Origin of the sequence: Kitasatospora putterlickiae, from assembly GCF_039527695.1 — a bacterium.
In the GTDB taxonomy this organism is placed as follows: domain Bacteria; phylum Actinomycetota; class Actinomycetes; order Streptomycetales; family Streptomycetaceae; genus Kitasatospora; species Kitasatospora putterlickiae.
The window spans coordinates 1-5,229 of record NZ_BAAAKJ010000256.1 but is presented as its reverse complement, the minus strand read 5'-3'; the positions used below and the strand labels follow the sequence as shown (position 1 = coordinate 5,229).

Sequence of the window (5,229 nt, the reverse complement as noted above, 5' to 3'; positions counted from 1 at the left end):
CGCGCGGGCGGGAGCGGCGTTCTGGGGACGGAGCCGTCAGGATCCGTCAGGACCCGGCCGGGCCCTTCCGGACCGTCAGCCGCCGTCGTCCGTACGGCCGGAACCCGAGCCGGAACCGGAACCGGAACCCGAGCCCGACCCCGAGCCGCCACCGTCGAGCGCGCGGGCGCGGCGCGGCCTGGGCGCGTCGTACGCGGCGGGGGTGACCCCGGCCAGGTGCTTGGCGGGCACGCCGTTGTGGTCCAGGTAGTCGCGGGCGGCGATCTCCGGGTGGTGCAGGTCGAACGCCGGGGACTCGGTGCGGATCCGCGGCAGGGTGGTGAAGTTGTGCCGCGGCGGCGGGCAGGAGGTGGCCCACTCCAGGGAGCGGCCCCAGCCCCACGGGTCGTCGCTGGTGACCTTCTCGCCGTACTTGGCGGTCTTCCAGACGTTGTAGAGGAACGGCAGGAGCGACAGGCCCAGCAGGAAGGAGCCGATGGTGGACACCGTGTTGAGGGTGGTGAAGCCGTCGGCGGCCAGGTAGTCGGCGTAGCGGCGGGGCATGCCCTCGGCGCCGAGCCAGTGCTGGACCAGGAAGGTGGTGTGGAAGCCGATGGTGAGCGTCCAGAAGCAGATCCGGCCGAGCCGCTCGTCGAGCATCTTGCCGGTCATCTTGGGCCACCAGAAGTGGAAGCCGGCGAACATCGCATATACCACGGTGCCGAACAGCGTGTAGTGGAAGTGCGCGACGACGAAGTAGGAGTCGGAGACGTGGAAGTCGATCGGCGGGGCGGCGAGCAGCACGCCGGTCAGGCCGCCGAACAGGAAGGTGACCAGGAATCCGACGGTCCACAGCATCGGTGTCTCGAAGCTCAGTGAGCCCTTCCACATGGTGCCGACCCAGTTGAAGAACTTCACACCGGTGGGTACCGCGATGAGGAAGGTCATGAACGAGAAGAACGGCAGCAGCACTTGTCCGGTGACGTACATGTGGTGCGCCCACACGGTGACCGAGAGGCCGGCGATGGCGACGGTCGCCGCGATCAGGCCGCCGTAACCGAACATCGGCTTGCGGCTGAAGACCGGGATGACCTCGGAGACGATGCCGAAGAACGGCAGCGCCAGGATGTACACCTCGGGATGGCCGAAGAACCAGAACAGGTGCTGCCAGAGCATGGCCCCGCCGGAGGACGGGTCGAAGACGTGCGAGCCGAACTTGCGGTCGCACTCCAGGGCCAGCAGCGCGGCGGCCAGCACCGGGAAGACCAGCAGCACCAGGACCGAGGTGAGCAGCACGTTCCAGCAGAAGATGGACATCCGGAACATGGTCATGCCGGGGGCGCGCATGCAGATGATCGTGGTGATGAAGTTGACCGCGCCGAGGATGGAGCCGAAGCCGGAGAGCGCCACGCCCATGATCCACATGTCGGCGCCGACGCCGGGCGAGTGGATCGCGTCGGACAGCGGCGCGTAGAGGAACCAGCCGAAGTCGGCGGCGCCCTGCGGGGTGGCGAAACCGGCGGCCGCGATCAGCGAGCCGAACATGAACAGCCAGTAGGCCAGCATGTTCAGGCGCGGGAAGGCGACGTCCGGGGCGCCGATCTGCAGCGGCATGATCCAGTTGGCGAAGCCGGTGAACAGCGGCATGGCGAAGAGCAGCAGCATCACCGAGCCGTGCATGGTGAACGCCTGGTTGAACTGCTCGTTGGAGAGGATCTGCGTCCCCGGCCGGGCGAGCTCGGCGCGCATGACCAGGGCGAGGATTCCGCCGATCAGGAAGAACCCGAACGACGACACCAGGTACATGGTGCCGATCGTCTTGTGGTCGGTGGTCGTCAGCAGCCGGACCAGGGACGAGCCGGGTCGTTTGACCCGCGCCTGTCCCGGTCGGGCGGCGGACGGCGGCAGCGCGCTGTCGCCCTGTGCCTCGATGGCGCTCAAGGACGCACTCCTTCGAAAACTTCTGCGGATGGATGGCGATCCATGATCGGAAAGCGCCACCCGTGCGCCCTAGGGCCGTTGGACCCAGCGGGCCGGGGCCGGTGGGCCTCGGATCCGGGCCCCCGTCCGGGACCACTGTCCGCCCGGCCGCCCACACCGGCCCGCCGCCCGGGGGAACGACGAAAAACCGGCGCGGCCAGGAGAGTTGACGTTCTCCCGGCCGCGCCGGCGGGGGCGCGGAACCGTTCTTCCGCGCCGGGGTCCCGGTGCGCCGGACACCCCACCCGGGGAGGGGGGCGTACCGTGCGCGGGGACCCGGGTCAGGGCCCGCGAATGGCGGATTCGCGGGCCCGTGGCTCAGCAGGCGGCGGCCGCGGCGATCAGCCGGTAGCCGGCCACCAGGTCGGGCTGGATGGCCACCGTGTGGTCCATCGAGGCGTTCACCCAGGGGCTCAACAGGGCGCGGTAGCGGGCCAGTCGGGCCGGGTCGGTGACCGGGCGGGCGAAGCCGGTGACCACCACGCTCCAGCCGAGCCTGGTCACCGGGTCGATCGCGTCCGCCTCGTAGGCGACCACCACACCGGTGTCCTCGCTGCCCAGGGTGGCCGCGCTCAGCGCGGCGCCGTCGTGGGTGCGGATCACGATGGTGTCGTCGACCAGGAGGTGGTTGACCGGGCGGATCGCGGGCAGCGCGCTCACCGTGAACACGATCCGGCCGAACGGCGCGCCGCCCAGCAGCCGCAGCGCCTCGGCCCGCTCCAGCGGCACGAGTTCGCGCGGCGGCGCCTCGACGGGCGGCCCGCTGCGCATCACCGCGCCGGGGCGGAGGGACGGCGGCTGCTCACGTCCGGAGCGGCGGCGCGCGCGCAGCCGGCGGCGGCCGGACCGGTCGCTCACGAGGCGGCCGCGATCAGGCCGAGGCCGCCGTCGAAGCGCCGGTAGAGCACCCGGCCGCGCCCCGAACCGGGCTGGGCGAAGAACAGGTAGGGCAGTTCGGCGCCGTTCAGCCGGTCCACGGCCTGGTCCTCCGTCAGCTCCGGCGCGCCGCAGGGACTGAGCGTCAGCGGGACGGCCGGGCGGGTGGGCGGTCCGGCGGCCACCGTACGGGCCAGCCGGTAGCCGGTCGGGCCGACCCGGTAGACCACCGCGTCGGTCTCGGTGGCCGGGTCGGTGAACAGGTGGATGTCGTAGTCCATCGCGTCCATGGTGCGGGCGGCGGCGTCCGGCGAGCACCACACCAGTTGGGCCCGCTTGCGCCGGACGACGCGCTGCGGCCCGGCGGGGTAAGGGAGTTCGGAGCGCGCCACGGCGGACCCGGCCACGGCCGTCCCCGCGACGGCGGCCCCGGGCGCGTCGGCCGTCAGCAGCGCCCGGGTGCGGCGCGGCCACGGCCGCGGCGTCCAGCCCGAGGTGACCGCGTTCATCCGGGCGCGCAGCCCCTCGGCGAGCCGGTCCAGCGCCTCGCCGAGGTCGGCGGCGGCCTCCTGGACGCGGATCCGCCGGCCGTCCACCTCGGCGTTGACCTGGGTCAGCACACCCGCCTCGTCGGCCCCGCCCAAGGAGCCCGTCGCGCCCGGGGAGCCCGTCGCGCCGATCGTCCCGACCCGCACCCTCAGCGACTCCACCAGGGCGTCCGCCCCGCCCACCACGGCGGCGATCCGGGCTCTCGCATCGGCCGCGAAGCCCCGCGAAATCCCCTCGCACACCCGCACCGTGACCAACTCGCCCACCTCAGGCCTCTTCCCGTTCCGCCACACTCTGGTCCTGCCGCGCCGACCCGCCCCCGGCGACCCCGCACTGCGGCGCGGCGATCACCATCCCTCTCCGGCATCCCGGTCACAAGGGCCGAACGGCCCCATCGGCCCGCGCCCACCGGCCCCTTCGCCCCCGGAACACCCCCCGGGACACCCCCGCACGGCCCGGGCGCACCCCGGGCGCCCGGCGGCCGTTCACCCGTGGCATCATCGGCCCATGTCGGCCCCTGACGACCAGTCCGCGTACTGGAACTCCACCGGAACCACCAAGACCTACGGCCACCCCCTGCACACCGCCTGGACGGCACGCCTCGCCCGGGACGCCGCCCTGCTCGACTACGGCTGCGGGTACGGGCGGCTGGCGGGCGGGCTCGCCGCGCTCGGCTTCACCGATGTCGAGGGCGTGGACGTGGCGCCCGAACCGGTCGCCCGGGCCCGCGCCGAGCAGCCGGCCGCCCGGTTCGCGGTGCTGACCGACCCGCCGCGTCTGGAACGGCCGGACGGCGCCTACGACGCGGCCTTCCTGTTCGCCGTGCTCACCTGCGTCCCGGACGACGCCGCGCAGCGGTCCCTGGTCGCCGAGCTGCACCGGGTGCTGCGCCCGGGCGGCCTGCTCCAGGTCAGCGACTACCTGCTCCAGGCGGACGAGCGCAACCAGGAGCGCTACCGGCGGTGCGAGGCCCGCTACGGCTGTTTCGGGGTGTTCGAGACCAGCGACGGCGCGGTCTGCCGCCACCACACCCGGGAGCGGCTGGACGAGCTGTTCGCCGCCTTCGAGCCGCTCGACGAGCGCGAGCTCGCGGTGCTCACCATGAACGGCCGCCCGGCCGTGGCGACCCAGCTGCTGCTCGCCCGGAGGTAGCACGCGCTGTCACCCCCAGGGGTGGGGCCGCCCCCGCCGATGGGCGGGGACACGGCGGATCGTGCGGGCCTCGCGTCACAAAGATGGGGGCCGGTCCCCCATGCCCCGAGGGCCACCGCGGCGACAGGATCAGCAGCGAGGGCGGCGCCTTCGACGGCAGCGCGGCCCTCTCCCGGCATCGGAGGTGCGGTGGTGGCAGAGGTGGACGCCGTGCGCAGCACGCGCCTCGACGGGGGCGCAGGACCGGTTCAGGGCCCGGTCGCGGCGGCGGTCCCCTCGGCCACACCGTTCCCGCACACTCCGGTGCCCGGCGACTTCCCCGTCCAGACTCCCCGCACCCACCCCGGTCGGCTCCGGTCCCCCCGTGCCGGCAGCCCCCCGTGGTGGGCGCGGGGCCTGACCCCGGGCCGGCCCGTCCCGGCCGCCCGCCCGGACTGGGCCGCCTTCACCGAGGCCGCCGTGGCCGCCGCTCCGGTGCGCCCGGTGGTGCCGCGCGCCGCCTACCCGGGCCTGAGCGGCTTCGAGCTGGTCCTGCAGCCCTTCGCCGAGCGCGCGCAGGTGCGGCTGCTGACCTCGCTCTCCCCCGCCGTGCGCGCCGCCGACCAGCTGGGCCGGATCGACCTGGCCGCGCTGCGCGCCGGGTTCACCGCGCGGCTGACCGGGCGGCTGGCCCGGATCGCCGCGCGCACCCTC

General features: G+C 73.9%; 3 protein-coding genes and 2 pseudogenes. 2 read left to right on the top strand and 3 right to left on the bottom strand.

What is annotated here, in order from left to right:
* Positions 1-240: 240 nt before the first annotated feature.
* The 3 genes and pseudogenes from ctaD to ABD308_RS25765 all read right to left on the bottom strand — a co-directional run.
* Positions 241-1,920: pseudogene (gene ctaD, locus ABD308_RS25775) on the bottom strand (aa3-type cytochrome oxidase subunit I); the annotation flags it as partial.
* Positions 1,921-2,277: 357 nt separating this feature from the next.
* Positions 2,278-2,730 (bottom strand): pyridoxamine 5'-phosphate oxidase family protein, encoded by a 453-nt coding sequence (locus tag ABD308_RS25770; RefSeq protein WP_344339026.1) that lies wholly within the window; start codon positions 2,728-2,730, stop codon positions 2,278-2,280.
* A gap of 83 nt (positions 2,731-2,813) precedes the next feature.
* Positions 2,814-3,650: a sigma 54 modulation/S30EA ribosomal C-terminal domain-containing protein gene (locus tag ABD308_RS25765; protein WP_344338976.1), complete on the bottom strand. Its 837-nt coding sequence runs from the start codon at positions 3,648-3,650 to the stop codon at positions 2,814-2,816.
* A gap of 241 nt (positions 3,651-3,891) precedes the next feature.
* On the opposite strand from ABD308_RS25765, the gene ABD308_RS25760 reads away from it, so the two are divergent.
* Together ABD308_RS25760 and ABD308_RS25755 are read left to right on the top strand one after the other, a co-directional pair.
* Positions 3,892-4,536 carry a class I SAM-dependent methyltransferase gene (locus ABD308_RS25760; protein WP_344338975.1) on the top strand — a complete coding sequence of 215 codons (645 nt, stop codon included), beginning with the start codon at positions 3,892-3,894 and terminating at the stop codon, positions 4,534-4,536.
* A gap of 210 nt (positions 4,537-4,746) precedes the next feature.
* A pseudogene (locus ABD308_RS25755) lies at positions 4,747-5,229 on the top strand (type 2 lantipeptide synthetase LanM); the annotation flags it as partial.

Coding starts and splice junctions, on each gene's coding strand:
- ABD308_RS25770 (WP_344339026.1), bottom strand. CDS start 2,730: ATGCGCAGCGGGCCGCCCGTCGAGGCGCCGCCGCGCGAACTCGTGCCG.
- ABD308_RS25760 (WP_344338975.1), top strand. CDS start 3,892: ATGTCGGCCCCTGACGACCAGTCCGCGTACTGGAACTCCACCGGAACC.